The following is a 24,150-nucleotide window of genomic DNA, read 5'->3' as shown; positions in this document are numbered from 1 at the left end:
TCTGTCCTTTATTAAGAATTACTGTCCTTTGCCGTTACTTTCGCACTCTGCTTGTTCTTTGAAGAAAAATCAAGAACCGAAGCGATGGCATCCCCTGCCCTTGCCTGTGCCTGCTGAAATACGTGGCAGTAAATCGAGGTCGTTGTGCTTATAACCGAGTGTCCTAACGCACCCGACACCGCCGCAGCGTCCACGCCCTCATTGATAAGAGCCGAAGCATAGAAGTGTCGCAGGGAGTGAATGTCACAGAAACGGAAATTGTTTGCTTCACAGAATTCTTTGAGCCAGAAATACGGTGTATTGTTGTTCATTGGTCTGCCGTCCCACTTTACGAACAGGCGGTCATAGTCCTGCCACTTCGTACCGAGCTTTACACGCTCCTCGTCCTGTTCCGCTTTATACTCACGGAGCAAGTCCATGACGCTCTGAGAAAATTTCAGCGAACGCTGAGACTTCTTCGTTTTGGTGGTGTCGGTGTAGATACCCTTAGAAGCGGTGTAATTGCTTGTTCTGCGGACGCTGATAACGTTATGCTCCCAGTCAATGTCCTTCCATTCAAGACCAAGCATTTCTCCACGTCTGAATCCGCTGTATATCGCCAAAGTAAAGAAAGTGCGGTAGGTATTTCAGCGGTGCGGTTTCAAGGAGCTGAAAGAGCTGTGCGACTTCTTCCAAAGTGTAGATGTCCTTCTCCTTCTTCTCGCCCTTCGGAACGGTAACACGCTTGCAGGGGTTATCGGTAAGCATTTCCATCTTCACAGCGTAGCTGAACACATCGCTGATGAAGCTGAGATGATGAACGGCTGTCTTTCTCGACAGCGGTCTGCCGTTTTTCAGGCTTTTGCCGTTAAGTGCCAGATCGTTGATAAACTGCTGGATATGTCGGCTGGTGATCTTGTCAAGTCTGAGGTGTCCAATCGCAGGGTATACCCTCACGGTGAGCTGTTTCATACGCTCATAGGACGTGTTTCTGAGGTTGAGCTTTGCATACTCTTCAAACCACTGCTCGGCAAAGTCCTGAAATTTGATATTCGCCGTGACCTGACCTTTCATGCACTTGTCCTCAAAGAGGATCGCCTGCTTCTGAAGCTCTTTCTCAATCTGCTTCTTGTTCATACCGTCCGCAGGCTTCCATGTCATGGTCTGAATGACCTGATTGCCTGATGTATCATATCCGCAGGAAACTCTGATCTGATAGGAGTTTCCTCTTTTTCTTATCGTAGCCATAAGTTGATGTCCTTCCTGTCAACATAGATTTTATGGCATACTCCTGTTACTCTAATGTTAGCGCACTATCGGGCTTTTGTCAAGAGTTTTTCTATCTTTTTTTGGAGTATGCCGAAATCTATGTTCATGTTCTATGGTGTTTGTGGATTTTCTGTCTGTTGTCATTCAAACAGCGTAAAATCGCCGTTCTCAGCATACAAACTTATCCTGTTTGCTGTCTGTCCGTTGAAGTAGGCGAGCAAATCAGCCTTGTTGATAAGCATCTTGCCGTTTACGCCGTCACCTGTCCTAAGATACGGCAGTTTGCCTTGCTTTATCAGCTTGCGGATGGTGTGTTCAGACAGCCCCCTGACCGCTTCGGTGCATTCCTTGACGGTCAGCATCTCAACAGCTTCGGACTTAACCTCGGACACCTGTTCGGAATCATTAGCTTCGATAAGTTCGCTCAAAATGCTTATGAGCTGAGCGATAAGCTCGTTCTTACGATTTGTAGTCATTATTCCCTCCATAGCAGGTACTTCCCCTGCTTTCTATCTTGTTTGTATGTTTATTCCAGTCCCCACGATTTTTTCTTTCTTGTGGGCTGGTATTCTATCTGTTGCGCCTGCTCTCTCTGCTTTTCTGCTTCAACAAGCCGTTTTGCCTGCTCGATCACATCGGGAGCGATTCTCTCAATCTGACGGTAGACAGCCATTGTTGCATTGTACTTCTTGGCCAACGCACTCTTTTCGCTTGTCAGCGTCTGCACCTGTGAGTAAAGAGCTTTGGACTTTGCCTGTTCAGCATCATATAACTGGTCAAAATTCTCCTGATTGGCACGAAGGTCATAGATTGTCAGGTCAGCCTTGTGGGACTTGTCCTGTGCTTTTATGACCAGATCTTCCATTTTATCGACCACACTCTTGATGCCGTCCTTGTGTTTCATGATAGAAACAGGACTTTTCAGCATATCACGCAACTCGTTATGGTAGTTGTCAAACTCCATTTCGAGCTTTCGGTCTTTTTCCAAGTCAGGCAGGAAACACATTATCGACTGGCTTTTCTGCTGCTGTCTTTCATACTCCTGCTTTGCCTTGCTGACCTTTTCCTTGACCTCGGACAACTCCGTTTCTCCGTCCTCCAGCTTCTGCTCCTGCTCGATGAGATCGGCAGTAGCTTCACGGACTTGCTGTTGTGTATCACCGAGGATTTTCTTCTGTTCAGCAAGCTGAGTTTCAGTCGAAACGAGCATTGTCTTTTTAAGTTCAAGCTGATACCGAGCCTGCGTATTCTGCACCGCCAGCTCGTCCGCCTGCCTGCGTTTCTCCTTGTATTCCGGTATCTCTAAAGTCCCTCTCGCCTTTTCGGGAGCAAGTGGCTTGATACCATGTTCAAGGCAGATTTTATTCAGTACTTCCACCTCAGCAGCTCGCCAACGGGCAATAGCCTGCTTACCCTCGCCATACCCCATTTCTTTCAGAGCCTGGGCGATACCGTTCTGAACGTCCTGACCACGCTTGTAATGACCGACAGGAATGTAGTCGATGTGCAGATGCGGGGTGGCTTCGTCCATGTGCAGAACAGCGTTAAAAACATAGAAGTTTGGATTGCGATTCCGGAAACCTTCCATGTACTCTTTCAGGCAGTCAGCTACAAGCTGAAAGTCCTCAGTGCCGTATCCCGAATCCTCACGTTTTCCGATCTGCACAACGTCCTCATAAAAGCTCTTACGTTTGTCGGCGGCAGTACGGACAGTGTTGCAAGGTTTTACACCAAAGAGATGCTCATAGTAGCTGCCGTGAGCCTTGCGGTCGTTACGCTTCTGTTTGGCATTGTAACGCTCGGTGGATTCAGCAAAAAGCTGATCGTATGCTTCGCCTATCGGCTGACGCACGAAGGTGATGTTTTGCGGAGTGCGGAGCGGATCAACATTGTCCGCCATGAACTCCCTGTTATTGTGAGTCAGAGAACCATTTCCCTGACCGAATGAAATTCTTTTTTCTTTCATAGTTTCGCCTTTCTTGTTCATTGGATTTACTTCTTTCTATCTACGAAATCCAATCTGAAAATCATAGGCATCAACTCCTTTCATGACCGCTGAGGCGGAAGGGCTATCGCCAGTCCTGACGGACAAATTTTTCCTGAACGACACAAGAGATGGTCGCAGGAAAAAAGCTACGTAGCAGCGATTACAAGGGTGCAGCACATAGCGTAGTCTTGTGCGTGCGCCGCTTGTAACTCCGTAGTACTTGCGGCAGCATCAGACCGCCACAAGAACTACTCCGCCCTGCGGGGCTATCCCTTACGGGAGAAGAACGGCTGTCGGAGCAGTCGAAATTGTGGGTACATTTATTCAAAAATCCGCATTACATTTTTTGAAAAACATCATATCGGAAATGATATTTTCTGCAAAAATCTCTGCTCGGATTCTGTTAAAACACTCGCTCCGAGATCATAAAAATCAGAACGGCGGCTCCTCCTCGACATCGAGAGTTTCGAGCAGATATTCTATCTCTTTTTTATAGAGATAGCTCTCATAACCGTCGAGGTAGTGAATGTTGCGAGCAACAGCTTCACGAACATCAAGACCGCTTCTTTCTTCAAGGATAGAAATCAGCTTTTCAACCTTTTTCATATCGGGCATACACGTCACCTCCTTTCCGCAAAAATGCTCAACCAACATCAACCGACAGCAACCAACATTCAGCCCTGTCTCTTGTAAAAGTCGCTATACCGCAGTTTCAATGTCAGCCACCACAAAAGCCACAAAATCCAACGTGATTCAGATATGGGGATTCACATGAACCATCTGAGTCTTTTTGTTGTTGGCGGCGGTGACATCTTCGTAAGCAACATAGCCGTATTCAGCAAGAGTATCGAGAGCCGAATAGAAGTCCTTTGCGGACGGAAAAAGATCGCATCGGCAGGCGTGGTAGAGGTCGGACTTCAAGCCATGTTTGATATTCTTGGTCTTGAACATCTGGATGATCTTTTCAGCCTTGACGATGTTCCCGTCGGGAGCGTTGACGCTGAACCCGTATATCGCCTGATAGCGGTAATAATGAGCGAGGTTAAACGCTCTCAGGAGCGTATCAAACGTTTTGTCATAGTAGTACAAACAAAAAATGTATCATCGCCGCTAAACATTTGTGCATATTAACAAATTATTCTTTACGGCTTGACATTTATGTTTGCTTCTTGTATAATAAAATTAGTAAGTACACAATGTGTACCAAGGTGCATATTGCGTACTGAGGTATTGATTAGTACTATAACATTAAGGAGGCGATAATAATGCCACGCAAGTTTGTAATGCCAGACCCTGCTGACCGTAGTCAAAATGAACCGGCTGTTATTCTTAGTCCAACCCAGGTTCTTGGATTGTATAATCAGGAAAACACTGGAGATAAAAAGACAAGAATTGTTGATTCAGTAAAGGATGCGGTTGTCAAAAATGCTAAAGAGGCTGGCTGGGATGAAGTTGAGCCTATAGGCAATCAGATGCTATTAAGGAAAAAATGGTCTGACAAATAATTTTTCGAAAGGAAGGATTTTTATGAGTTCAAAAGATAAAAAAGATAAAATGCTACCTAAGAGAAATGAGCCCGATTCTAATTCTCCTGTAGCACCTATTACACCAATTCAAATGTTAGGTGAGATTTATAGTAATTTATTACCTGGTCAAAAAGTCCCCCTCGAAATGCAAAAAAATAAAAATAATAGCATGACATTAAAATCTCCCGAAACTGGTGATACTATTGTAGCGAATGAAAGTGGAAATAATGTCAGATATAAGTACAATCCAAAGAAAAAGTAATATTTATAACTGCCCTATCTACGTGTTGACGAAGTTAAGGCAGTTATTTTTTATCCATTTCCATGTTGGTGAAATAAGTTGCTAGGATTGCCTGTATCGTCATGAACACCTGTTCGCAGAGCATCAAGCGGAAAAAGAATTGCATCTGTCCTCTGCCGCAATGGTCGGGGTTCTCCCCATGAAATACTAATCATTTTGTCGGTTTCCTCTTTTTTTGTAATTTTTCTTTTATTTCTCTTGACAGATTGCGTACGATGTGCTATAATATATCAAGAAATAACACGTTTCAATCTCTAAGATATATTATATGCTACCTAAGCAGCATTTGTCAAGTGAAAATAATCAGAACGAGTTAAGTTCTGCCTTTTGCACAAATTGGAGGGACACAAAATGACTGTCTTTTGGAGAAAATACAATGAACTTTGCGATGAGAGAGGAATCAAGCCGAGGACATTAGCCACCGAGCTTGGTATCTCGGCAGCGACCGTCACCAAATGGGTGAATGACGGTATGCCTAATCTCGAAATGATAACGAGGATAGCGGAATACTTCGATGTTCCGATAGATTATCTGATAAACGAGGACGATACGCCGATCATTCCGCAGGCAAATAAGAAAAGAAGTGTGTTCAAGTCGGTAAGCTCCCTTTCACAGAGGTGGGTTAGCCTTCGCCGTGGAAGTGAGATCAGCCTGGAAATGCAGCTCAAGATCATTCCCTATGTGAATTGTACGGTGCAGTTCCTCAACAATGATAAGTATATAGAGTACGTCCCCGAAACAGCATACGATATCGAGCATCTGAAAGACACCGAAACGATATTCGATATACTGGGCATTCTCGATCACTGTGCTGACACTGAAAGTTACCGCATCGTGCAGGTGCAGCTCTCACGCATCGTGCTGTATCACCTGAAAGAAAAAGGCTTTGACCGTGAAGCTCTCCGCACCGAGCATCTCGATCAGGAGAAGATGGAGTATCTCTACACGGGAAAGGACAGCGGTAAGACGCATAACTACGGACTGAACTTCTCGGATATGGACTTTCTCAGGGAGTTTACAGGGTTGAGTTATCAGGTAATGTTTACGGGGTGTGAATAAAATATAGTAAAGAAACCTCCGCAAGATTATTTTCCTGCGGAGGTTTTGGGTATTACAATAGCATAATCAAACTATACTAAATGACTTAATTTGCTTTCAGTGAATCTAAGCAGATAGTAAAGTTTATCAATAACTCTGTAATCATTTATTGTTTTAATTTGCGATTGGCAATAATCAATTATTTCATTCAAAAAATCAATACTTGAAAAATAGCATCCTTGTAATACAATATTGTTTTCGGGATAATGTAAATAATTTAATATATACTTTTCGTCGATGTCCTTTTCAACAACACCTCTACCAAAAGATGATTCGCCTATTATAGGAAGTAAATTAGCCTGGGGAGAGTTTTGAAGAAAAGCATCGATTGCCTTTTGAACGCTCTCATCGATCTTTTCAGCAACAAAACTGTCAATTAAAATGCGAGGATGTACCGCAACTTTTGATTCCAACTTATATGCCTCTACTACAGCTGGACCAAAAAACATATTTCTTTCGGAATCAACGTAAGCATCTCCGTAATATACGCCTCCACGAAACAGTATCTTTTCTTTTAGAAGTCTTAAAAATATAGGTTCACAATTACACAATGCCACCTTAAATAATGCGCCAATATCCTTGCGTTCTTCTTCAATATCCTCTTTGAATTGATAAAAAATGTAAGCACAATCTGAAAAGGTAAACACCTTACGCTGATATGCGGTATGTGGCATATCATTTTTGAGTTGTGATTGGAACTCTTCATGAAAAACAGTGTTTATAAGATAGGATTCTTGAAAATCTGTCTTATTCTGACTTCCAAGGACATCAACGAAAATTATTAGATACTTCGAGTAATTTCTCTGTTTATTAGTCATATTAACCTCACATTTCAATGATATGGTACAATTTCAACTACATACAAGCCAATTACTTGCACATTCCTGTATGTAATCATACCATTCGGTTTCATTTTCAGAAGTATCAACTTTGTTTATTATCATATCGAGAAGTCTGCGAACATCTGATGATTTTGGCTGTGTGCTGTAATTATATGAGTTTTCAACCAGTTTCATAAACAAGTCTAAATCAAGTGGAACAATCTTAGATTTTCCACCATAATAGGAGATATTAGTCCTATTCAACGTGAAGAAATGTGCTACTACCGCAGGATTGATATTCGGAGCTATAAACAGGCAATATGTATCTTTGCCTGAACGCTTCTTCAATTGACCATAGTGTCTTGCAACAGGTTCTCCCTCTGTTTCATATTGCCTTTGTCCTGACTGCAAGGTGACCTCTACCGACATTGAATAATCTGAGTAATCGCACTCTATGTCCGGCATATTGCCCTGTGCAGTAGATAACGGCTGTCCGGAATCATCAAACTTAAAGTTACCCTTAATATCTCCGCCATCAAGCATAGTCATTGCTCTCCATGTATTATACTCAAACATTAACGGCGCATCATAGTACTCATCAGATATAATTTCATTGAATGTATCAATAATTTCGGAATATAGAGCATACGACTTTATTTCAGCAACCTGTTCGTGAATGACAGCTTCTTTATGCCTTTGGACAATATCATCACGCAAATCTTTGAGCTTCTCAAGCTCCATTCCACTTAGTTCTCTTTTTGTATAAGAACCTATCTTCATAAGAATATCAATGATATTATCTTTGTTATCCGTATAAAGAACAGGGGTATCCTTTGAAAATAAATGCTGCTTATATTGTACTGAATCAGTAACAAACACTGGATTTCTGTCAACATTAGCAAGAATAAAATCTGCTTCTGTAATTTTATCAGCAAAAATAGAAATTGATCTGTTTTTATGAGAAATAGATATTAAGCCTGTATATCTCAGATATCTAAAGCAAGCGTCTGTGTAATCTCGCATATTGCTCTTTTTAGTAGAAATAAACTTTTTAAGACTTGCATCTGTTGTTTCTCTTGTTTTTGTTTTGCCCGATGCGATAGTGTCAGAGTATAGTTCTTTTATTGCCGAAGTCCATGTTTCATCTACTAATTTTTTGTATTTTCCACGATATTCTTCTTCCTTTTTTCTGAAAGCAAGTATCATATTTTTAATTGTATCAAAGTTATGATAATCCGTTAATTGCAGAGCAAATATTTTAATTTCGTCAAACGTTAAGTATTCAAGTGTGCGTACTAACCTAAGAATTTCAAGGTATGGGCGAACACAAAACGAACCTGAAGTATCACCATTTTCAACATGGTAAGGTGATGGTAACTGATATTTCAATAGTTGTCTGAGGAAGATTTCTTGAGGTCTTTTGCCATAAACTAACGCTTTTCCAGCTTCTGTCAAAGAGATAGAAGGCTGTAAGTCTACAAAACCCAATGCTTTAGGCGCCCTGTTTATTCTATCTCTTGCACTAAATGCTTTATCAGAAGGAGAGCCATTACCTTCAAAGAAGCTGGATTTTGCAAGCTCGTCAATAAAAGCCTCCTGAGAGTATGCATTCCATTCTTTACCCTCAAACTTTTCGTGTAACAAACGAATTTCAGGGATCATCTTTTGAGGTGATCTTGGTGAAGTAGTAAAGAACAGAACTTTATTTCTTAAAACAGCCATATATTTGATCCTTAATAATTCTTTACAACTATGTGCATTTTATCATTGTTGAATCTATTCTTAATATTCACAGAATAGTTTTTATAATACTCATCAAAAATATATTCACCATATAACTCTTCTGTCAACGGAGTTTTACCTATAATCATTAAGGCACGACAAGGAAGGTTTCTGAAATCAGCAGCCAGACGGCGATGTTCAGCCTCATCAAACCCGTTCATCAAATCAATATTTCCATAATCATTAAATACACAATCATATGGGGGATCGAGAAAAATGAAATCTTCTTCCTGAGCCATGTCAAATATTCTTCTATAATCGAGATTATATAACTCAGCACGTTGCAAAAGTTCACTGTGTTCTGGAGTAATCAAGTGAGTATTGAGGTTAGGATATCTGCCGAACGGTACGTTATATTCACCGCTATTATTATATCTTATCATTCCTGAATATGCAGTCTTATTTATGAAGAAATAAATAACACCATCTAAGTATGACCCATCAGGATGATTAAACAATTCTCTCATATGATAATACAAATCTTCGTTTGCATTTGGTACTCGCTCGTCAGGAGTTAAGGCTTTTAATCTTTTGAATTCAGCCTGATTACGCTCATAAATCGCTTGAATACCATCAAGTTGCGTTCTCATATCAGGATATTGATCTCTTAATTGCGTATAAAAAGTCATAAGCCTTTCATTAACATCATTTAAAATGGCATTATCAGGCTCCAAATAGAAAAAAACAGCTCCGCCACCAAAGAAAGGCTCAATGTATCTATTAAAATCATCTGGTATATATTGTAAAAAACGTGGAATCTCTCTCGATTTTCCACCTCTGTACTTTAACACGGGATTCATAATCATACCTCCAGACCAAACACTTCCCCTATTATTATAACATAGTTATAATAATAGCACAATACAACATTTGAAAAATCTCCTTTTTGCACAATAAAGTCCCTTGAAATTGTCTGTTTCAAGGGACTTATGGTTAAACGTATATCATACACTCAAACACCGCTTCGCTCGCCATACTGACGAAGCAGTTTTCAAGGCCGAGCATCTTCACGGAGTCACCGCTGAGGACAGCTTTCTGATAGCAACTGTCAGTCTGCTTCCAAAGCTCCACCTGACGGGAGATAGCTTCACCGACTTTATGCTCCATATCATCAAGGTACTGCATGATCCTACCCTCTTTGACGAGCCTGCGAAGCCTGTCGGGACAATGGCTGTCAGAGAAATGAAGATGATACCTGATGAAATCGGTGCTGTAGGTCTTGCTCTCCTCGGTCTGAGTATCAGTGTTGAAGTGAGTGACGGTCAAGGTGTTGGTGTCCAGTCTCCACAGCGAAACTGATTTCTTTTTCAGCGGGCTGTATTCAGTTTGTTCGCTCTTGTATCTGCTCATAGTTATTCCCTCCTGTTAATGATTACTCACGGATAACAAATCTGTGATCCGTGACATGAAGCAAAATCTCTTTTTAGGGTTATGGGCATTTTTGCCAAAAACTCTGCTCACTTAATAGGCTTTATCATTTCGAGGACGAGCTGTGCGCCGACCTTGAAGCCCTTGCGGAATTCATTACGGTTGGAGAGATTATGCAGCTCAATGTCCGCTGACTGATACTCATCGAGAATGTCAGTGCGGTCGGGATAGGCTTTCTTCAACTCAGCTTCTGCCTTGACGAGCCTGTCGAGAGCTGTCTTGTATGAACCATCCATATCCTCAATCTCGGTCAGGTGGAACAGGTCATAATCATAAAGTTCATCGAGAATATTTTTCATTTTCGTGTCCTCCATATTATTTGGTTGATGTTCTTCTCAAAAGAAAATAACAGGAGTATGACCATAACGTTGTCCTTTGTCTGTCCTTTACAAGTTTCAAAAAGATAGAATAAAGGACAGCATAATAAAACGAGTTAAGGTTGAAAAATGCCGTAAATACGGGCTATTTCCCATATCACGGCAGGTTAGAAAATGTGAAAAATTTAATTCAATTCCCGTACGGGTCACCAATTCACTTGCTCGCAAACAACGCAGCTACGTTGTTTGCGAGTTTTCTTTTTGGCTAAAAATTGGGCTTGTCCGCTACTTGTCCGCTATTTCAAATTTTCTGTCCGCAGCTGCACTTCAAGCTGTATGATCCTTCCTTTTATTAAGGAATCCGAACGCCTCGTCCATAGCCTCTGATACTCTCGCCTGTGCAGTCTGGAACTGATGGCAATATACATTTAAAGTCGTTCCCGAGTTGCAATGCCCTAACGCATCCGAAACGGTGGTAACGTCAAGTCTGGCAGAGATAAGGGAAGATGCCGCAAAGTGACGGAAACTGTGAATACCGTAGAAAGGCATATCGTTCTTCTCGCAGAACTCTTTAAGCCAGCCGTAGGGAGTCTGATTGTTCATTTCCTCGCCGTTCCACTTGGTAAACAGCCTGTCCGTTTCCACCCACTTATCACCCAGACGGAGCGCTTCTGCGTCCTGCTCATCTTTAAGTTCACGAAGAATATCCATAATAAACGGCGAGATCTTCAAGGTGCGCTGCGAACGCTTTGTCTTAGTGGTATCGGTATATATGCCACGTTCAGCAGTATAATTTGATGTGCGGCGGACACTTATAATATTGTTCTCAAAATCAATGTCCTTCCATTCCAGACCAAGCATTTCACTGCGGCGAAAACCACTGTATGCAATAAGATAAAAGAAAGCTTTATACTTGACGGGTTCACCCATAAGCCTTGTAAGAAGCAAATCCATTTCTTCCTGAGAATAAATCTGCTTTTCCTTTACTTCTCCTTTCGGAATAACGACTTTGCTGCACGGATTATCGGAAATAAGCTCCATTCTCACCGCATAGCTGAATACATCCGAAATAAAACTGAGATTGTGACGTATCGTTTTCGGTGCGAGGGGCTTGCCTGTCTTTTCGTTCGCTCCCTCTTTGGCGAGAGAGTTCACGAAGCCCTGCAAATGCCTTGCTGTGATCTTGTCGATACGCAGATGCCCTATCGCAGGATAGACACGGTGCGTGAGCTGGAGCATTCTCTCGTATGTAGTGCTTCTGAGAGCGTTCTTGGCGTAGTTCTCAAACCATTCCTCCGCAAGCTCCTGAAACTTCATAGCGGAAGTCTTGAAACCGTGGTTGACCGACTCCTCGAACATGACCGCCTGACGGTTCAGCTCTTTTTCAATCTGCCGCTGCGTCATGCCCGGTTCGGGCTTCCAGGTCATTGCCTGTTCCTTGTGATTTCCCTTTGTATCGTAACCGACGGAAACTCTTATCTGATAAGAGTCCCCTCTTTTTCTGATAGTAGCCATAAGATTTATTCTTCTTAAATAAACATAGATTTTATGACATACTCCTGTATATTTATATTGTAACACTTTACTACCATAAAGTTAAGTATGTAATCAGAAATATGTCGGCATATAATGCTCATATTTTTGTTCATGATGTGATTCCCAGATATTCCAAAAGCGCCGCTTTGCTGATAAGTATCTTGCCACGCTTACCCTTGCCTGTTCGGATATACGGAATCTTCTCCTGCGCCACAAGCTGACGAATCGTATGCTCCGATAAGCCTGTTACTGCTTCGGCACACTCCTTGATAGTCAGCATCTCAACCGGAGCTGCGGCAGAAACCGCCGCAGACTCATTCTTCTTTTCGTCCTCGCTTTCTACAAGCTGTGACAACAGCGTAACGATCTGCGCAATAATTTCAGTTTTGTTTTTCTCCATAAGCTTTCTCCTATTCTCTCAGATCAACACATTGGGTCTGAGCTTTTTTATTTCTTTTTCAAATGTCTTGCTTATATTCAAAAATCTTTCCTGCAGATTTTCTATTTCAGGCAGATGTTCGGATTTTTCTGTTTCGGCAATTTTTCTTATCTGTTCAAGAGAGTCACCGCAATAATAAAACGCTCTTGTGATTTTTCTCGATTCGTAAAGATCATATCTTTTCAGATTTTCCTGAACAGCAATTTTGCGTATGAACCTACCTTCGGGAATTTTCAAATATTCAGCTTTACTGCAAATAGCCTCATATTCGCTTTTTGAAAATCTCAGATGACGCACGATATTTCTGCTCATGGATTTTCTCCTCCTCCGACAATTTCAGGAATAGGAATACAGAACTTTTCAGTGTAACTTTCAAGAAAGTCAAGCTGTGTGTTCAGTGCAGAGATATCATTTTCACTGATTTTTCTGTGCGTGTTTATCTCCTTGGCAATAGCGTTCAGCTCGGTTCCCACCATTCTGAAACTTATCAAATCATCATGCAGTGACAAAAGATCATACCGAAGGATTTTTCCGTTTACAGCCGTTCGGCGTATGTATTCGCAGACGCTAACATTGAGTTTTTCTGCTTTTCTTCTGAGAATATCATCTTCCTTCTCACTTAATCTGATATGTTTTTCTATATTTCTTTTAGCCATATTTTTTGCTTTCTCCTTCCTAAATGAGGGGGCTGGGGATGTGCCTCAGAAACGATTTTGTGGGATACAAAATCTACGCTTGCTATCTTCCTGCCCCGCCCTTTCATGCAACAGAGTTGCATACCCCCTTTCAACACGTTGCAAGCTACCTCTTTCCAAGACCGAAAATACCCTTGTTGACCTTTGCCGCAGTAAGTGCTTCTTCCTGTTCAGAGCATTTATCTTTAAGTGCTGTTATCTCCGATCTCTGACTGCTGCAAAGCTCCCTTAACGATGATATTTCACGCTCCAGATCTGAAATGCGGCTGTCCTTTTCATCAAGTAATGCAGTAATATCAGATATACGCTTTTCCAGCTCGCTTATGCGTTTATCCTTTTCTTGAGATAATTGAAAATACTTGCTTGAATCGGACCTGAAGCTCTCTGCAGCTGCCTTATCTTTCTGCACCTTGCTTTCAAGCTCATTTATTCGTTTCTGTAAATCTTCATTATCTGAAACAATCGAAATATTCTGAACACGCATTTTGTCGTTTCCTTCGCAGACAATGTTATACTTGTCCGCAGAAACATTCTTCGGCTTCAGAAATTCGACCGCATAATCATCAAGCAACTTAACTTCATTGCTATTTTTAGAAATGTGGTCTTTCAGTTCTTTAACGTGCCTACGGATTGCAGAGTAAACAGCCTGATGGGATATATGATACATTTTACAAAATTCATTTATGGTCACAGCCTTCCGCCTTTCGGTACTTTTTATATGTACGGTACTTTTATTCCGGTACCATATCGGTACATTTCATTTACTTATCTTTTTGTTTCATACTTATGTACCTGAATGATACCGGAACAGTACCTATTTTCTGTACTTTAGAAGTACAGATGCAGTACATTTCCCGCATCTGTACCTCAAAAATACAGATTTGGTACTTAATCTTCGGTACCGATGTTTAATTTGGTACTGAATGTACTCATGAATGATAAGTTAACTTTTTCTTCATCTTAACATAAGCATTGAAATCATCCTCTTTCGTGTTATTCCGTTTTTTTCTGTCCGGTAAGTCTATTATATCATATTTGATTTTTGAAAATTGACTTGAAGAAGCTGAACGCAAATATACCGAAATATACTTAAGTTTACTCAAATATACTCAAATTATCTCAAAATCTCAGAATATCTTATGAATATTCATAGTATTGTCACAGGGTTTTTGCACCTGAACATTTTGTAAACACTTATGTGATATTGTATTATTTCGTTTTTGGGGAAGTGTTGGTATCTATTTTTCTCTTTTGTTATATATTTGTTTTCTGCTCTTTATGTCCATTATGCCATAATCGGTTTTTCAGAATTGGCTTTCTTTTTTCGGAACGGAAACGTTACGAAAGATTGTTAAACGTTCATAAACATCACTTCAGAAACAGAATCTCTTTTAATTGTTCATAGTTATGCCTTGGCTTTTCGTGCCTGAATATTTTGTAAAGAGTTTCTATGTGTTTATTATGACTATCCTGTTCCCTGTCAATATACAAGTATAGTTACCTTGTTTATTTTAAACAAAATCATGGCTATATTTTTTATATGCATAAAATTCTATTGTCCTGATTTTGAAACAGATAGTATGTTATAATTATCTTAATAAGTAATAATTATATATTTTTTAATATGCGCAAGAAATAATTGTAAGAATATACAAAATATTGTTGTAATTTGCTAAATAATATGTTACAGTGTTAAAAAGCACCTTTGAAGTAATGTAAAATAGGCAATAACAAATCAAGTATAAAAATAATGGAGGTCATCATCAATGCAATTTGATTGGATAAACTTTTACTCGGAATTAGCCACCAAACTATTGTCTTTTAAGAATGACCGAAAAGCGCTGATTGAGAAAATCAAAGCAGTTTATACTTCAATAGATATGAAGATTCCCAAGCTGGACAGCGTAGATGAAATTATTGATATTGACCCGTTTACAGTTTTTGGCCTTTTTAATAAAGGCATAACCAATTCAAACAGATTATCAATTATCACCGGCATAGCAAATGAATTTGGAATTGAAGCGAAAATTCCTGATAATTTTGATGGGATTCCTGTGCTCAATAATTTGAAAGCTACATTTTATGGCTTTGATAAAAGAAAAGAAAATGATATTGAACACCTTTGGGAACTTTTTTCCTCTGCTCTGAAATTATCGGACGCAGATACGGAAGAAAATCGTGCTGCTTTTTCTAAGTGGTATGATATAGTTCACGAACAGCTTTGTATTCGGTGGAATCTGACAATGGCACTTTATTGGATTCGTCCTTATTATTTTATCAATCTGGATTCCAGAAACAGGTGGTATATCACCAATATAGAAAATATGCCTTCGGAATTTGTGGAATCGGTTAAACCCAAATTGAACAAGCTGCCGAATGCAGCGGATTACCTTTTCATCAGGGATGCTTGCAGGTCTGCTATGGAAAACGGTGATTATGAATATAAGAATTTCCCGGAGCTTTCATACTATGCCTGGAAAATTTCCGAACAGGTGAATCAGGAAAAGGCTGTGTCTGCCGAAAAGAAAGCATCAAAGGCTGCATTTCTCCGCTGGTTCAATCCTCTGATTCAGGCTTTGCGTGATTTGGGCGGTTCTGCTACACCTGTTGAAGCTCGTAATAAAATTATTGAAAATGAACATCTTTCTGATGAAGATGTCAATATTACACGAGGCAAGAACAATGTTAACAAGTTTGAAAATGAAGTTGCATTTGCTCGTAATTATTTGGTCAATGCCGGTTACATAGATAAAAGTGTATATGGTGTATGGACATTGACAGAAGCCGGACAAACTGTAGAGATGACTGATGATCTGGCTTCGGATATCTTTAAAAAGGGCGTTGCCGATTATCAGACAAAGCGTGAAAATGGCAGTGCTGCACTTGCAGACGATGATGTATCTACTGTTCATTATTGGATCTATTCACCCGGTGAAGGCGCATCCATGTGGGACGAGTTTTATAATGCAGGTATTATGGCAATTGGCTGGGGAGAAATTGGTGATCTGAAAAACTTTAAAACTAAAGGCGATATTAAAATCAAAATGAAGGAAACCTTTGGTTCAAATCTTTCTTATACGCACGCTGCTCATGCAACGTGGCAGTTTGCCAATGAGATGAAAATCGGCGACGTAATTTTTGTAAAGAACGGCACGCAGCAGCTTGTCGGACGTGGAGTTGTTACATCTGATTATGAATTTGATCCGAACAGAAAAGATGAATACGGCAATATTCGTAAAGTTAACTGGACAAATAAAGGTCAATGGCAGCATCCGGGTAAAGCTGTTATGAAAACCCTTACAGACATCACAACATATACCGAATATGTTGAAAAATTGAATGCATTATTTGAAGACGAAACCGCCGATGATGTTGAGGAAGCGGCAAAAAATTATCCTGTTTATACAGAGGACGATTTCCTGGACGAGGTTTTTATGTCTGATGAAGAATATTCGCAGCTGGTTGGAATACTCAGGAATAAAAAGAACATTATTCTTCAAGGAGCTCCGGGTGTTGGCAAGACCTTTGCCGCAAAACGTCTGGCATATTCAATGATGGGCGTAAAGGATATTGACAGAGTAATGATGGTTCAGTTCCATCAAAGCTACTCCTATGAAGATTTCATTATGGGATTCAGGCCAACAGAAACAGGATTTGAATTAAAAAAAGGTGCTTTCTACAATTTCTGCAAAAAGGCTGAGATCGACAGCGATAATGACTATTTCTTCATCATTGATGAAATTAACAGAGGAAACCTGAGCAAAATTTTTGGTGAGTTATTTATGCTTATTGAAAATGATAAGCGAGGGCTCCCACTTCAGTTATTATACTCCGATGAAAAGTTTGCGGTCCCTGGGAACGTCTATATTATCGGTATGATGAACACAGCCGACCGCAGTCTGGCAATGCTGGATTACGCTCTGCGCAGGCGGTTTGCCTTTTTTGAGCTGAGACCCGGGTTTGAAACCGATGGTTTCCGTGAATATCGCACAACGCTTGATAACGAAAAATTCAACAAGCTCATAAATTGTGTTGAGGGCTTGAATAATGCTATTTCCGCAGATGAGTCTCTTGGAGACGGTTTCTGCATTGGTCACAGCTATTTCTGCAATTTAGACGCCGAAACTATTGATGACCGGTGCTTGTCGGGTATTGTGGAATATGAGTTAATTCCGCTTCTAAAGGAATATTGGTTTGATGAACCTGTGAAGGTCAAGGATTGGAGCAGCAATCTAAGGAGTGCAATTAAGTGATACCTATACAAAATATCTACTATATGCTGTCATATGCTTTTCAGATATTGACCGAGCAAGGCTACAAGAATATTGCCACAGAAAAATTTGGAAATACCGCAGAACTTATGGCTGCTATACTTGCAAAAGGTATATCTTTGCAAATAAAGCGTGGACTTGGAAAAGAATATATTCAAAAGACGGAAGCGCTTTCTTCGCTGCGGGGAAGGATAGATATTGCAGGTTCTGTAAAGACACAGACAATGCTTAAAAAGCAGCTGATATGTGAATACGATGATTTTTCCGTCAACACAACGATGAACCGAATCATCAGATCAACGGTTGATCTTCTGCTGCGCTCTGATATTTCAAAAGAGCGCAAAAAAGAACTGAAAAAGCTGATGGTATATTTCGGTGATGTTGAACCGATAGATCTTCATACCGTAAACTGGAATATCCGCTACAATAGAAATAATCAGACCTATCATATGCTTATCTCGGTTTGTTGGATGGTGGTCAAAGGACTGCTTCATACCAATTCCGAGGGAAGCACCAGGCTTATGGATTTTCTTGATGAACAGCGAATGTGCTGCCTTTATGAGAAATTCATTCTGGAGTATTATCGGCGTGAATTTCCGAAAATTACTGCAAATGCATCTCAGATTCCATGGCAGCTCGATGACGGCATAGGAATGATGCTGCCGGTAATGCAGACGGATATTATGCTTACGTATAAAGAAAAAATTCTTATTATCGACGCAAAGTATTATTCACACACGACTCAGACACAATACGGCACGAAAAAGCTTCATTCGGGTAATCTGTATCAGATCTTCACCTATGTGAAAAACAAAGAATATGAACTGGCGGACTGTCCACATGAAGTATCGGGTATGCTACTGTATGCCAAAACCGATGAGGAAATAATTCCGAACAATCAATATCTTATGAGTGGAAATAAGATAAGTGTCAGGACGCTGGATCTGGACTGCGATTTTACGGAAATTGTGGCACAGCTGAACAGAATCGCAGAAGAACATTTTGATTTGTAAAAGAAAATTTTAGTATAGCTGCGGAGGTGTGTAAAATGTCTAATAAAGAAATACATAAATTTGCCCGTAAATGGTTTGACAAATTCAGAGACACGAAAGCCACCGGACGTGACCTTTGTGAAGATACAGCTTTTGCAGACGAATGCTTTGCTTTAGGCTTTCAGATGGATTGCGGAGAATCATTTATTGCTGCTTATCCTGATTTGAATGTTTTCAGCGACTATCGGGAGCTTGACAAAATAATAGATTCTGTTAAAGACATACAACTTCTTGGTTCAGCTATTTTTTCAAAATGGCGTTACTTTAACCATTGGGCGGGTAATGGAGAAGAAATTACACTCACGGAAAACAGAGGATGGTTTATTACTGCGCTCGGCAGACTGGAACTGCTGACATCAGAATCGGGAGTATCCGGATTTGTATTTAAAGGGACACTAAAAAAAGCAAAGCTCATATCTAATTCACTATGTTATGGACCTTGTCCTATGCCCGATGATGAAATAGAACAGCGGCTGACACTTACCGATGACGGACGTTTATTCTTTACCCGATATAATTACGGAAACGGCGAAAAATACATTAAGTCTGCTGAACGAAGAATTAAGCTCGACAATGAAGTGACTTCTCACCTGCTAAAAATATTGGAGGAATATTTCTCAGATGAATTTAATGTGATCATGGCTACAGATGTTGGTGAATGGAAACTGATACTTACCAATACTGAAGATGAGGATTTCTGCTTCAGAGGATCATTGGTACCAACGAAAAATTCTATACTGGATAACATTTCCGATGTATTCAGAAGCAGTCTTGATATGCCCGAATTGTATATGTTTGACGGGAATGCTTTTAAAGACAGAATCGAAAAAATGGTTATTGATTACCACCGAAATACCAAAATAAAGCCGTCAAATATTCCGGAAGGCACTTTGTGGGAATTTGTAACGTGGGATTACTCGGAAAAGATAGTGATTGACAGAAAAAACGAAACAATGACTTACATTCATAATATCGGAACAGGCTGTGTGGTTGAAAGAAAATATTGCATAGAAGGCGGAATTGATAGCCTGCTTGAAGGATATGATACAGATGAATTTCTCAACACTATTGAAGGAAACCCTGATGATGTGGTAAAAAATCCTTTAGAGACAAAGGATTACACTATTACTATTGATTTTCTTTATGGAAAACAGCGAGTGATAACCGGAACCTTTGATAAATATGGACTGCCCGAGGATTTTCCTGAGCTTGCAAATAACATAATTTCATTTATGCAGTTTTATGAAATAAATGAAATTCTTGACTCTTCGGTTTATGGAAAAGCTTTGCGGCGGCAATCTGAATTGATTTTCTGCAATGTAATATTTGAAGAATATGGCAAAGAATATTGCTACCTTACAGATGATGATACACTTGAAAAAGGTGATCTGGTTATTGTACCCGTGGGACACGATAATCATCGGTCTATTGCAAGAATTTCAAGTATTGAATACCACAAAAAAGAAGAAGCACCGTTTCCAATTGAGCGGATAAAGAAGATTATCCGAAAATGCACAGACAAAGACTTTGAATCTGATGATAAAGATATTTAAGAAAGAAGGACATGATAAAATGACCGAAGATAGATATGCACTTGAATTAGAAAGGGCAATTTTTAACTGGTACTATGGCGATGATAACGCAGCACCGGAAGCAGTATTCAATGCTGTTGCAAATGGACTGAACAATGATATGCAGGTCATAGTACCTATCGAACTTCTCGAGGCTATGCTTCAGGCGATAGGAGATCCCGAAAAAGCAAAAATCGGTGAAACTTTTTCAGTAAGTGAAGATATACCGATAAAGTTCAGACACTTAGCAGCTGACGAAGACGGTCACTACTTTATTCCTCTTTTTACAAGTCATGAGGAACTGGAAAAAGGAGAGTCCTCATCTTCAATAAACCAATCTCTGAAAGTATTGTTTGAAGCAGTTGATAACTGGACGGACTGCGTTGGATATATCATCAATCCCTGGGGACAGAAGCTTTTTTTGCAAAAGGATATCATTAAAATGCTTTCCAAATACAATCCGAAATCTCATATTTCCTTTGTGAAAGGCAGCGTCATTGATATGCACGTTGATGCTATCGTCAACGCAGCAAACAGCAGCCTTCTTGGCGGCGGAGGCGTAGACGGAGCTATTCATATGGCTGCAGGCCCTGAATTGCTGAGGGAATGCAGAACACTTCATGGCTGCAATATAGGTGAAGCAAAAATAACAGGGGCATACAATATAAAACACGCAGATCATATTATCCATACGGTAGGCCCTGTTTACAGCGGTAAGCCTGACGATGCGGAGCTGCTTGCGGCTTGCTATACCAATTCATTAGATATTGCACTTGAAAACGGATGTAACAGCATTGCTTTCCCCGGTATATCCACAGGAGTATATGGTTATCCGTTAGACGAAGCTGCAAAGGTCTCTCTACTTGCGGTAGTCAGGTGGCTTGATGCACACCCCGATACAGTAATGAACATATATTTCTGCTGCTTTAAAGATGCTGAAATGGCAGCATATATGACTCTTACGAATCATTAATTCAGCTAATGCGGTAAAAGCAAATCAGCTGAATCATTAAGAAATCAGTCGATTTGTAAAACAGGAGTACATCAGAACCCGTCTTCACAAGCATATGCGCACGTCTTTTCGGCAAATTTTGCCGCAGACTGCGTTAAAAATCCTTGCCGGGCGAAAGCCCGCCTGCGGATTTTTGCCTACTCTGCAACAAAATTATGCTCGAAAATCCGCACACATTTCTTATGAAGACAGGTTCTCAATTGTTGTCCGCTGAAGAAGTAAAACCTTCTGAGATTATCAATACTCGCAGTATTCTCTTAGGTGGAGGGGAAAGTAATGTTCAATGATTATATTTGACAGACGTATCTGAATGCAGGTGGAAGAGAGATTGTTGAAAAAATTCAAAAGTAATCTTGCTGACTTTTTTCGGAAGAGTACGCAGACTTTATTTCCGATTTGCATAAATGTTATTGTCCAAGCATAGCTATCAACTCCGGAATAAGCATAAAGGCTCATGTGCATTGTGTTATTGTAAGATTTAGTATTGCGGATAACAAGGCGAGGCTGAAAAACTGCTTTTTGATAATAGAGCAATACATGAAAAATGCTTCTTGATCGCCCTTGACACCCTTTGCAGTAAAACCGAGCTGTTCGGCTGCCTTAATCATACCGTAAGCGTTTGTACCTTGCTTGTCTGTACCTGCAATCTCTCGTATTTTTGAAATGGACAGATTAAGTCCGTATTGCTTTGAGATAGTCGCCAAACACGCTGCTCCGCAGTCGGTTATGTCGTGTTGTTTTACACAGTAGTATTTCATGTATCCTCGCCTCTCCAACGAAATTGTCATATATACTCTATTTAATTATATCATATATCGCTTTTTTATCCAATACACGATTATATTCAAAACTAAACTTTTGTATTCTATTCCACAAATTCATAGCTACAAATCGTTAAAAACAAACATTGAGTCAAAACCACTGGCATAGTCGGTGGCTTGCACAAACCCTATAGGGATTTATTACAGGCGGCGCTTATAACTGTATTGAACAGTCTATCAACCATATAATTTCACAGGCATCCCCCCTCAGGAGATTTTCTTATTTGCCTGATTTCTCAGTAGTAGTTCATTTATTCTCTTCTAAAAGATTAACACAGTATTTTAGTATTGTATCATATTTCATTTTAGCTTCGAACGAGGTATAATCTTCGCCGCTTTCTATCATTTCATTATAAGTGTTAAAATCCTCTTTTGATAAATTAATGTACACATCAGCCTTAGTACCACTAACTGAATTATCACTTCCATCAGGATTTTTAGCACCACTTGGCATATATATAAATACAAGCCGGCTATTTGGAAGACTCATTGCATTATATGAATACATTAAACCTTCACCGCCCGTATTGTTTCCAACTACTAAAGCTAAATTGTTCTTTTTCATATCTGAAACAAACCTATCAGCTGCTGAACCTGTTTTTTGAGACGTAATCAAAATAACGTTCTTATCGTTTTCATTTCCTCCCCTATAATTTTGCTCTGATATAGAACACAATAACTCAATACCATTCTCCGTTTCGTATGGTGACTCATCAACTGAATTAAATTTATGTACCAATCTATTCGCCCAGTCATTGACAATTACTTTATTGGCATCAGAATCAGGCAAATACCAATTACTTACTTCATCAATGTCTTTTGAAAATAAAGACGGATATATGTATTTGGCAGCGTATTGTGTGTTGCCGCCATAATTTTCACGCAAATCAATGATTATGTTACTGCAACTTAAATTATTGAGTTTATCTTTAATATCCTCTCCATAAGGATTTGACATATTGTTTAAGGAAATATATGCGTATTCATCGGTCTCGTAAAATGTATAATCTTCATATTCAACAGCATTTGATGTATTTTGATGGAGAAAAGCTTCTTCCATATATATACTATAACACAATTGCTTTTCAATTACTGTTCCATCAGCAAATTTTATTTTTACTTTTTTACAATCACCATTCAAATCATTAAGTACAATTTTTGTGCGACAGGGCTTTTCATTCTTTCCATCATAAAAAAGATTATATACAGAAATATTCGATGTGATAAAATCATCCACTGCCACACCATCAATTTCTATCAATTGTGCAGTCTCTTCTTCTAATACGCCTGTACTTTCTATCCAATTAAATAAATATTCACCATCAACATAAGTGAATACATAATAGTTGCACGTAGAGTCAATATTATCTTCAATAATATCTGCCCAATAACGATTATACGAAATGACAGCTCTATCTGTAGATATTTTTTTTGAGTTATAACAATGCAGCGTATTTATGCTATCAGGGTATACCAAATCTGTATGGAAGCTTGGGATTTCTTGCGTAAGTGCTACCATTACACAATAAAATTCATAGTCGTTTTTCGTAGATTTGACCATTTCCTGATAGTAATCTTTTCTTTCCGTTATATTAAATCCATAAACAGAATCATATTCATTAATCATTGGCATACTTGATGTAACCGTATTAAAAAAGAAATTGAAATCTTCCAGTTTTTCCTCTTCAGTAAGATTTAGTTCTTGTATTTCTTCTGGTGGAAAAACACTATTAATTATTCCTTTTACGTTGTATTTGAGAATAATTATAACAAATACAACACATAAACATGCCCACAAAATTCCAATCAAGGATATCACTTTCTTTTTCATGCGAATTACCTCTATTTTCATAAAAATATTACATCATCAGCAAATGCAAGCAACTTTACAAAATTACTTACAGTCTGACGTACCATAAGTATAGCATATTTTAGCATTTTTGAAAAGAGGGAAAAATATATTTAATAATGAAGACAGGGTTGCAGTAGTCTTAAACAAGCGTCTTTGACTAAAACAACCCTGTCAATGGTTAATTAGTTACCATACTTCGCACGATAACCAGCCTGCTGACCCTTAGCGTAGCCATAACCGTAGATTGCGGTGCCGATAGCAAGAGCTGTACCAATAACAGCACAGATAGTGCCAATAACGCCGCCCTCTACATCGAGCATGTCAATATACTATAATCTTCATTTCTAAGTAACCACTGATTTAATCGACATTTCTACTTGTTCTGACGATTGA

General features: G+C 39.6%; 23 protein-coding genes and 2 pseudogenes. 7 read left to right on the top strand and 18 right to left on the bottom strand.

Translation table 11 applies throughout. The annotated features are described in order from the left end of the window. Positions 1-11 precede the first annotated feature (11 nt). The 5 genes and pseudogenes from OCV68_RS05885 to OCV68_RS05865 all read right to left on the bottom strand — a co-directional run bounded on the left by OCV68_RS05885 (position 12) and on the right by OCV68_RS05865 (position 4,324). Positions 12-1,227: pseudogene (locus OCV68_RS05885) on the bottom strand (tyrosine-type recombinase/integrase). Positions 1,228-1,388: 161 nt separating this feature from the next. Next, positions 1,389-1,724: a helix-turn-helix domain-containing protein gene (locus OCV68_RS05880; protein WP_262571413.1), complete on the bottom strand. Its 336-nt coding sequence runs from the start codon at positions 1,722-1,724 to the stop codon at positions 1,389-1,391. Positions 1,725-1,774: 50 nt separating this feature from the next. Further along, positions 1,775-3,214 carry a plasmid recombination protein gene (locus OCV68_RS05875; RefSeq protein WP_262571412.1) on the bottom strand — a complete coding sequence of 480 codons (1,440 nt, stop codon included), beginning with the start codon at positions 3,212-3,214 and terminating at the stop codon, positions 1,775-1,777. A gap of 453 nt (positions 3,215-3,667) precedes the next feature. Next, positions 3,668-3,850, bottom strand: coding sequence for a hypothetical protein (locus OCV68_RS05870; protein WP_262571410.1), 183 nt, complete (start codon positions 3,848-3,850; stop codon positions 3,668-3,670). 138 nt (positions 3,851-3,988) lie between these two features. Then, positions 3,989-4,324, bottom strand: coding sequence for a hypothetical protein (locus tag OCV68_RS05865; protein WP_262571408.1), 336 nt, complete (start codon positions 4,322-4,324; stop codon positions 3,989-3,991). Positions 4,325-4,500: 176 nt separating this feature from the next. Here OCV68_RS05865 and OCV68_RS05860 point away from each other — a divergent pair, with 176 nt between their 5' ends. The 3 genes from OCV68_RS05860 to OCV68_RS05850 all read left to right on the top strand — a co-directional run bounded on the left by OCV68_RS05860 (position 4,501) and on the right by OCV68_RS05850 (position 6,121). Then, complete coding sequence (locus OCV68_RS05860; protein WP_147621977.1) at positions 4,501-4,740, top strand: hypothetical protein; 240 nt, start codon at positions 4,501-4,503, stop codon at positions 4,738-4,740. Between the two features lie 22 nt (positions 4,741-4,762). Next, positions 4,763-5,023, top strand: a complete 261-nt coding sequence (locus OCV68_RS05855) for a hypothetical protein (RefSeq protein ID WP_147621976.1) — start codon at positions 4,763-4,765, stop codon at positions 5,021-5,023. A 390-nt stretch (positions 5,024-5,413) separates the two neighbouring features. Then, the gene (locus tag OCV68_RS05850) at positions 5,414-6,121 is read left to right on the top strand and encodes a helix-turn-helix domain-containing protein (protein WP_262571406.1); all 708 of its coding nucleotides are present in this window, start codon (positions 5,414-5,416) and stop codon (positions 6,119-6,121) included. Between the two features lie 71 nt (positions 6,122-6,192). Here the strand turns inward: OCV68_RS05850 and OCV68_RS05845 are convergent, their stop codons facing one another. The 10 genes from OCV68_RS05845 to OCV68_RS05800 all read right to left on the bottom strand — a co-directional run bounded on the left by OCV68_RS05845 (position 6,193) and on the right by OCV68_RS05800 (position 13,869). Next, positions 6,193-6,978 carry a hypothetical protein gene (locus tag OCV68_RS05845; protein WP_262571404.1) on the bottom strand — a complete coding sequence of 262 codons (786 nt, stop codon included), beginning with the start codon at positions 6,976-6,978 and terminating at the stop codon, positions 6,193-6,195. Between the two features lie 33 nt (positions 6,979-7,011). Beyond that, entirely contained in the window at positions 7,012-8,703 is a 1,692-nt protein-coding gene (locus OCV68_RS05840; RefSeq protein WP_262571402.1) for an AlwI family type II restriction endonuclease, read from the bottom strand. An 11-nt stretch (positions 8,704-8,714) separates the two neighbouring features. Continuing rightward, complete coding sequence (locus tag OCV68_RS05835; RefSeq protein ID WP_262571400.1) at positions 8,715-9,563, bottom strand: DNA adenine methylase; 849 nt, start codon at positions 9,561-9,563, stop codon at positions 8,715-8,717. Between the two features lie 133 nt (positions 9,564-9,696). Further along, positions 9,697-10,113, bottom strand: coding sequence for a hypothetical protein (locus OCV68_RS05830; RefSeq protein WP_262571399.1), 417 nt, complete (start codon positions 10,111-10,113; stop codon positions 9,697-9,699). Between the two features lie 107 nt (positions 10,114-10,220). Beyond that, positions 10,221-10,490 (bottom strand): DUF6809 family protein, encoded by a 270-nt coding sequence (locus OCV68_RS05825; RefSeq protein WP_262571397.1) that lies wholly within the window; start codon positions 10,488-10,490, stop codon positions 10,221-10,223. Positions 10,491-10,835: 345 nt separating this feature from the next. Continuing rightward, entirely contained in the window at positions 10,836-12,023 is a 1,188-nt protein-coding gene (locus tag OCV68_RS05820) for a tyrosine-type recombinase/integrase (RefSeq protein WP_262571396.1), read from the bottom strand. A gap of 130 nt (positions 12,024-12,153) precedes the next feature. After that, complete coding sequence (locus tag OCV68_RS05815) at positions 12,154-12,444, bottom strand: helix-turn-helix domain-containing protein (protein ID WP_262571395.1); 291 nt, start codon at positions 12,442-12,444, stop codon at positions 12,154-12,156. Between the two features lie 18 nt (positions 12,445-12,462). Then, positions 12,463-12,795: a hypothetical protein gene (locus tag OCV68_RS05810; RefSeq protein WP_262571393.1), complete on the bottom strand. Its 333-nt coding sequence runs from the start codon at positions 12,793-12,795 to the stop codon at positions 12,463-12,465. After that, positions 12,792-13,139 carry a plasmid mobilization protein gene (locus OCV68_RS05805; protein WP_262571391.1) on the bottom strand — a complete coding sequence of 116 codons (348 nt, stop codon included), beginning with the start codon at positions 13,137-13,139 and terminating at the stop codon, positions 12,792-12,794. Before OCV68_RS05805 ends, OCV68_RS05810 begins: the two co-directional genes overlap by 4 nt. 145 nt (positions 13,140-13,284) lie before the next feature. After that, positions 13,285-13,869 carry a hypothetical protein gene (locus tag OCV68_RS05800; RefSeq protein ID WP_262571389.1) on the bottom strand — a complete coding sequence of 195 codons (585 nt, stop codon included), beginning with the start codon at positions 13,867-13,869 and terminating at the stop codon, positions 13,285-13,287. A gap of 1,075 nt (positions 13,870-14,944) precedes the next feature. Here OCV68_RS05800 and OCV68_RS05795 point away from each other — a divergent pair. Genes OCV68_RS05795 through OCV68_RS14730 form a run of 4 tightly spaced genes read left to right on the top strand, consistent with a single transcriptional unit; the run spans position 14,945 to position 21,045 of the window. Then, positions 14,945-17,431, top strand: coding sequence for an AAA family ATPase (locus OCV68_RS05795; RefSeq protein WP_262571387.1), 2,487 nt, complete (start codon positions 14,945-14,947; stop codon positions 17,429-17,431). Continuing rightward, on the top strand, positions 17,428-18,462 hold the full coding sequence (gene mcrC / locus OCV68_RS05790) for a 5-methylcytosine-specific restriction endonuclease system specificity protein McrC (protein ID WP_262571385.1): 1,035 nt from the start codon (positions 17,428-17,430) through the stop codon (positions 18,460-18,462). Before OCV68_RS05795 ends, mcrC begins: the two co-directional genes overlap by 4 nt. A 35-nt stretch (positions 18,463-18,497) precedes the next feature. Next, positions 18,498-20,054: a hypothetical protein gene (locus tag OCV68_RS05785; protein WP_262571384.1), complete on the top strand. Its 1,557-nt coding sequence runs from the start codon at positions 18,498-18,500 to the stop codon at positions 20,052-20,054. After that, positions 20,038-21,045, top strand: coding sequence for an O-acetyl-ADP-ribose deacetylase (locus OCV68_RS14730; protein WP_394803496.1), 1,008 nt, complete (start codon positions 20,038-20,040; stop codon positions 21,043-21,045). The genes OCV68_RS05785 and OCV68_RS14730 overlap by 17 nt, the downstream gene beginning before the upstream one ends. A 590-nt stretch (positions 21,046-21,635) precedes the next feature. Here the strand turns inward: OCV68_RS14730 and OCV68_RS05770 are convergent. The 3 genes and pseudogenes from OCV68_RS05770 to OCV68_RS05760 form a co-directional block, all read right to left on the bottom strand. Then, positions 21,636-21,872 (bottom strand): annotated as a pseudogene (locus OCV68_RS05770) (cysteine peptidase family C39 domain-containing protein); the annotation flags it as partial. A 280-nt stretch (positions 21,873-22,152) separates the two neighbouring features. Continuing rightward, complete coding sequence (locus OCV68_RS05765) at positions 22,153-23,736, bottom strand: S41 family peptidase (protein ID WP_178162714.1); 1,584 nt, start codon at positions 23,734-23,736, stop codon at positions 22,153-22,155. Positions 23,737-23,939: 203 nt separating this feature from the next. Then, positions 23,940-24,077: a hypothetical protein gene (locus OCV68_RS05760; RefSeq protein WP_262571381.1), complete on the bottom strand. Its 138-nt coding sequence runs from the start codon at positions 24,075-24,077 to the stop codon at positions 23,940-23,942. Positions 24,078-24,150: the final 73 nt, after the last annotated feature.

It is taken from the genome of Huintestinicola butyrica (genome assembly GCF_025567215.1).
GTDB lineage: Bacteria > Bacillota > Clostridia > Oscillospirales > Ruminococcaceae > Huintestinicola > Huintestinicola butyrica.
The sequence above is the reverse complement of the archived record's forward strand: the minus strand, read 5'-3'. Positions and strand labels throughout refer to the sequence as shown.

Bases quoted from the DNA above. Each gene is read 5' to 3' on its own strand.
- OCV68_RS14730 (WP_394803496.1), top strand. From the start codon at position 20,038: ATGATAAAGATATTTAAGAAAGAAGGACATGATAAAATGACCGAAGAT.
- OCV68_RS05855 (WP_147621976.1), top strand. From the start codon at position 4,763: ATGAGTTCAAAAGATAAAAAAGATAAAATGCTACCTAAGAGAAATGAG.
- OCV68_RS05880 (WP_262571413.1), bottom strand. From the start codon at position 1,724: ATGACTACAAATCGTAAGAACGAGCTTATCGCTCAGCTCATAAGCATT.
- OCV68_RS05760 (WP_262571381.1), bottom strand. From the start codon at position 24,077: ATGCTCGATGTAGAGGGCGGCGTTATTGGCACTATCTGTGCTGTTATT.
- OCV68_RS05860 (WP_147621977.1), top strand. From the start codon at position 4,501: ATGCCACGCAAGTTTGTAATGCCAGACCCTGCTGACCGTAGTCAAAAT.
- OCV68_RS05825 (WP_262571397.1), bottom strand. From the start codon at position 10,490: ATGAAAAATATTCTCGATGAACTTTATGATTATGACCTGTTCCACCTG.
- OCV68_RS05815 (WP_262571395.1), bottom strand. From the start codon at position 12,444: ATGGAGAAAAACAAAACTGAAATTATTGCGCAGATCGTTACGCTGTTG.
- OCV68_RS05850 (WP_262571406.1), top strand. From the start codon at position 5,414: ATGACTGTCTTTTGGAGAAAATACAATGAACTTTGCGATGAGAGAGGA.
- OCV68_RS05835 (WP_262571400.1), bottom strand. From the start codon at position 9,563: ATGAATCCCGTGTTAAAGTACAGAGGTGGAAAATCGAGAGAGATTCCA.
- OCV68_RS05785 (WP_262571384.1), top strand. From the start codon at position 18,498: ATGTCTAATAAAGAAATACATAAATTTGCCCGTAAATGGTTTGACAAA.
- OCV68_RS05840 (WP_262571402.1), bottom strand. From the start codon at position 8,703: ATGGCTGTTTTAAGAAATAAAGTTCTGTTCTTTACTACTTCACCAAGA.
- OCV68_RS05830 (WP_262571399.1), bottom strand. From the start codon at position 10,113: ATGAGCAGATACAAGAGCGAACAAACTGAATACAGCCCGCTGAAAAAG.
- OCV68_RS05795 (WP_262571387.1), top strand. From the start codon at position 14,945: ATGCAATTTGATTGGATAAACTTTTACTCGGAATTAGCCACCAAACTA.
- OCV68_RS05765 (WP_178162714.1), bottom strand. From the start codon at position 23,736: ATGAAAAAGAAAGTGATATCCTTGATTGGAATTTTGTGGGCATGTTTA.
- OCV68_RS05875 (WP_262571412.1), bottom strand. From the start codon at position 3,214: ATGAAAGAAAAAAGAATTTCATTCGGTCAGGGAAATGGTTCTCTGACT.
- OCV68_RS05870 (WP_262571410.1), bottom strand. From the start codon at position 3,850: ATGCCCGATATGAAAAAGGTTGAAAAGCTGATTTCTATCCTTGAAGAA.
- OCV68_RS05845 (WP_262571404.1), bottom strand. From the start codon at position 6,978: ATGACTAATAAACAGAGAAATTACTCGAAGTATCTAATAATTTTCGTT.
- OCV68_RS05820 (WP_262571396.1), bottom strand. From the start codon at position 12,023: ATGGCTACTATCAGAAAAAGAGGGGACTCTTATCAGATAAGAGTTTCC.
- OCV68_RS05810 (WP_262571393.1), bottom strand. From the start codon at position 12,795: ATGAGCAGAAATATCGTGCGTCATCTGAGATTTTCAAAAAGCGAATAT.
- OCV68_RS05805 (WP_262571391.1), bottom strand. From the start codon at position 13,139: ATGGCTAAAAGAAATATAGAAAAACATATCAGATTAAGTGAGAAGGAA.